The 685-nt window shown below is 48.5% G+C and carries 2 protein-coding genes; both read right to left on the bottom strand.

Annotation, left to right across the window (positions count from 1 at the left end):
• Nucleotides 1–276: IS3 family transposase (locus tag ABWW54_RS20115; protein WP_353415015.1), on the bottom strand; the 276-nt coding region annotated here is incomplete at its 3' end.
• A gap of 44 nt (nt 277–320) precedes the next feature.
• Complete coding sequence (locus ABWW54_RS20110; protein WP_353415014.1) at nt 321–617, bottom strand: transposase; 297 nt, start codon at nt 615–617, stop codon at nt 321–323.
• Between the last annotated feature and the right edge of the window lie 68 nt (nt 618–685).

Genomic DNA, 685 nt, shown 5'->3' with positions numbered 1-685 from the left:
AATCAGTGTGTGCGGCTTTCCAGCATACATATTCTTTGGCTTGCCGTAGCCCCGCTGAGCTTCGAGGCCCGCCTGCCTCATGAGACGCAATACACGATCTCGACCACATAGAATCTTCGCTTCCATCAAGTCCTGGTGGATATTGCGGTAGCCAAAATGGCAACCGCTTTCTAACCAGAACTGCTTTATAAAAACAGTAAGCCGCTTGTCTTCTTGTTCTCGGCGCGACTGAGGTTCACGCAACCAATCATAGTAGCCGCTTGGGTTAACCTGCATCGCACTACAAAGTCGGCGGACAGCATACATATCAGTACGAGCTTTTATGAACGGGTAGCGTTCTTTGACTCGCCTGCAAAGAACACCGCGGCCTCCTTTAAGATATCCCTCTCTTCCTGGGCGCGTTTTAACTCGCGTTTGAGGCGAGCATTCTCGGCTCGCAGATCAGACTCCTCATCACGCCGCTTTTTAGGTTTACTAAACACCTTGATCCAGTCGTACAGGCTCTTGTTGGAAATACCTAGTCGTTGCGAAACATCCGCCACCGAATAACCATGAACCACCACTTGGTTCACAGCTTCTTGTTTAAACTCGTCGTTGTATCGGGTTCCTTTACCCATGGTTTACCTCTCATAGTTAAGTTACATTATTTACTATGAAAAGTGTCGGGTAAACTCAGGCCTTACCA

It is taken from the genome of Arenicella sp. 4NH20-0111, assembly GCF_040366405.1.
In the GTDB taxonomy this organism is placed as follows: Bacteria; Pseudomonadota; Gammaproteobacteria; order Arenicellales; family Arenicellaceae; genus Arenicella.
The sequence above is the reverse complement of the archived record's forward strand: the minus strand, read 5'-3'. Positions and strand labels throughout refer to the sequence as shown.